A 2970-nucleotide genomic window follows, 5' to 3' on the forward strand; every position below is an offset into this window, starting at 1 on the left:
TTGCAGAACACCCCTTAACCCTCCATCTCTACTCCCCCAACCGTTAGGTGCGCCCATATGGATGCCTTCTATGCCTCGGTAGAGCAACGGGATAACCCAACCTATCGAGGTAAACCGCTAGCGGTGGGTGGCTCTCCGAATCAACGTGGGGTGGTTTGCGCTGCTAGCTACGAGGCGAGAACCTTTGGCATTTACTCGGCGTTGTCCTCTAGAGTCGCGCTCCAGCGCTGTCCTCATCTAATATTCGTGTCGCCTCGCTTTGAGATCTATCGGGCAATCTCAGCCCAAATCCGCGCCATTTTTGAGCATCATACTGATGTGATAGAACCTATTGCACTGGATGAAGCCTATCTCGATGTGAGCGAGAATAAGTTGGGGCTGCCCTACGCGACGACAATCTCACGAGAGATCAGAGCCGCTATCTTCAAGGAGACAGGCTTAACGGCTTCCGCAGGTATCTCGTTTAATAAGTTCTTGGCGAAGATGGCATCGGGACTCCATAAGCCGAATGGACAGACGGTGATCCTACCTGAGCAAGCTGAGGCGTTTGTTGAGTCTTTACCCATTGAAAAGTTTCACGGCATCGGCAAGGTGAGCGCGACCAAGATGCACGAGTTAGGGATACACACGGGGGCCGACTTGAAAGGGCGCTCCCAGCTGGAATTAGTGCAGCATTTCGGCAAGGCAGGGCATCACTACTTCAAGATTGCTAGGGCACAGGATGACCGAGCGGTCGAGGCAAATCGCATCCGCAAATTAGTGGGGGCAGAAACTTCCTATGCTCAGGACTTGAGCGATCGATCAATCATGCTGCATGAACTCGAAACGATAGCTGAAACAGTCTACCAACGGCTGGAGCGGCACCAAACTGGAGGACGGACCATCACGCTGAAGGTGAAGTTTGCGAACTACCAGCAAATCACGCGCAGCCGAACAGTAATGACGCTGATTGATGAGGTGGCGACGATCGTACTCTTAGCACAGGAGTTGTTTGAAGCGGTTGAGTTGGAGGGGCGAAATGTCAGACTATTAGGAATTTCGCTGTCTAACTTAGGCTGTGAGGAACGCTCGTTCGGAGCTTTGAGAAGCGAATCGTTGATTCAGTTGGCGTTGTTTTAGCAGTGGAGTTCTCCAATGTCAGACATTCCGCGTCAGTTCGCTCCCGCAGAATTACACGAATGGCAACAAGGCATTGAGGAAGCGAATCGGAATAACATTTTGTGTCATTGTCGGCAGTGCGCTCGCGAGTGGGTGTCATCCAGACCGGAGACTTGTCAGTGTGGAAGCAAGAGCGTTGAGCACATTGCTTGTTGGCAGTTTCCCGATGATTAGAGGTGCTGCTTTAAGCTTTATTACCATTGATAGAGATGTTGATTCCAGTCTCCATACCACCCAGTTCCATAGTATTGCCAATTATCTGAGTTCAGGACAACCACATGTCCTCCCCAGTAGGCACTTTCATTCAGTTGAAATATCGCCCACCATCCAGTGTTTGCGGTCACTGTACGACTTGTCCGAACCGCTTTGGATTGGAACCAACTCCACACGTCTCTAGCGCGAATCGGGCGTTTCGCCGAGGTACTACACCGGGCGTTAATGTGGGGATTGGGTGGCAGTAACTCGGTGAACCCGGCTCGGATAAATGCATCAGAGAGGAAGTGGGCACAGTTATTACTATAGCGATCGCCACCTGCACAACTGTTAGTCCAATAAGAAGCCACGGCACTCAAGGTGGGAGGACTTGCCAATGATACTGAAAGCATTGCCTGACTAAACTCACCCAGTTGAGCGAGTTGGGGCGCATTTGGATCTTCAGGAGGAGGAGGAGGGGAAAGTTCTTCCATACCGACCAGGAATGGGGTTCCATTCCCAACGGTAAACGAGGTCACTCTATACGCACTAGCACCAACCCGGACCCAGATCCGAATTCTTCCAGAGGATAAATCTTCCTGTTCTAGGATGTCAGATTTTGGAAAGGAAAAAACAGCATGTTGGGACTCGACAATCAGCAGGTTGCCAGGGATGTTTTGATCGTCGCAAGCATGACCTTCATAAGCAATCCCCGATGAGCGTCTAGAAGCAAGTTCCATCAACTGTGTCAACGTCGCTTTTTCGATATTCATATCCATCTCCTTAACCGTATTGCTATTTCATCTATAAAGATGGCAAACAGCGATCGCGATCTCCATTCCCCACAAGGGTCAAGTTGTGCGTGGGGCAGGTGTGTATGTTCACAACTTTGGGATCTTCCGAAGCGAGTCAGGAATGGGTTGCCTCTAGTCCAGAATCTTGTACTTGTGCAAGCAAAAGCTTGGAACACAGTGTTTGTTGAATGTTTCCTAACGATTAGCAGTAAACGGCAATATCTTCACCGCACACGTCAGCCAAATAACAAAGCGCTTTGAATCGTAATCCCACCAATTGCTCATAAAACGGATTCAGCTTGCACATCGGGGGAATGTGGAGTAGAACCCGACCGAAGCAGCGAATATCACGTTCAAACGGGCATTGAGCAGGAATGAGGCGACAGAAAAGGTGGGCAGTTTCCGGGTTGCGAATCTCTATCGCGTCGAGTTTTTGGGCGATGGGTTGAAGGAGAGAAGCGATGAATTTGTTGGAGGTGAGGTGCAACATGATCGGTCTCCTAAATTCTTCTGTGTAGAGCAGTGTGGCGTTGTCTGATACTGATTTATACGGTTGGAACTGGAGTGTTATGCAACATTCTCGATCTGTGCTGGTTTAAACCACACCCAGAGGTCAAGGCATTCCGCGTAGACAGTGACACTTATACGATCGGTTAGCTGAATTTGGATGAGGTGCAGACGTCGATCTCATTATCTTTAGAGATAATCTTGCTAAAACGAAAGCTTTACCGTGAATCGTAGAAAGATCATAGAACTGCTAGTGGCTCTGATTCAGTGGCATTAGTGTTGCGCTCGGACAGAGTTTCTTACTCGCCGTTCTCTTTCC

The 2970-nt window shown here is 49.6% G+C and carries 4 protein-coding genes; 2 read left to right on the plus strand and 2 right to left on the minus strand.

Features of this window, described 5'->3' with window-relative positions:
- Window positions 1-57: 57 nt before the first annotated feature.
- Window positions 58-1119 (plus strand): DNA polymerase IV, encoded by a 1062-nt coding sequence (gene dinB, locus AC5JLB_RS21970; RefSeq protein WP_495875957.1) that lies wholly within the window; start codon window positions 58-60, stop codon window positions 1117-1119.
- Between the two features lie 15 nt (window positions 1120-1134).
- Window positions 1135-1332, plus strand: coding sequence for a hypothetical protein (locus AC5JLB_RS21975; RefSeq protein WP_495875958.1), 198 nt, complete (start codon window positions 1135-1137; stop codon window positions 1330-1332).
- 20 nt (window positions 1333-1352) lie between these two features.
- Here AC5JLB_RS21975 and AC5JLB_RS21980 read toward each other — a convergent pair whose 3' ends face one another.
- Together AC5JLB_RS21980 and AC5JLB_RS21985 are read right to left on the minus strand one after the other, a co-directional pair.
- Complete coding sequence (locus AC5JLB_RS21980; protein ID WP_495875959.1) at window positions 1353-2123, minus strand: hypothetical protein; 771 nt, start codon at window positions 2121-2123, stop codon at window positions 1353-1355.
- Window positions 2124-2346: 223 nt separating this feature from the next.
- Window positions 2347-2634 carry a Mo-dependent nitrogenase C-terminal domain-containing protein gene (locus AC5JLB_RS21985; protein WP_495875960.1) on the minus strand — a complete coding sequence of 96 codons (288 nt, stop codon included), beginning with the start codon at window positions 2632-2634 and terminating at the stop codon, window positions 2347-2349.
- Between the last annotated feature and the right edge of the window lie 336 nt (window positions 2635-2970).

Source organism: Myxacorys chilensis (assembly GCF_059505265.1).

Excerpts from the sequence above, each read along its gene's own strand:
- AC5JLB_RS21985 (WP_495875960.1), bottom strand. The coding sequence starts at position 2,634 with ATGTTGCACCTCACCTCCAACAAATTCATCGCTTCTCTCCTTCAACCC.
- AC5JLB_RS21980 (WP_495875959.1), bottom strand. The coding sequence starts at position 2,123 with ATGAATATCGAAAAAGCGACGTTGACACAGTTGATGGAACTTGCTTCT.
- dinB (WP_495875957.1), top strand. The coding sequence starts at position 58 with ATGGATGCCTTCTATGCCTCGGTAGAGCAACGGGATAACCCAACCTAT.
- AC5JLB_RS21975 (WP_495875958.1), top strand. The coding sequence starts at position 1,135 with ATGTCAGACATTCCGCGTCAGTTCGCTCCCGCAGAATTACACGAATGG.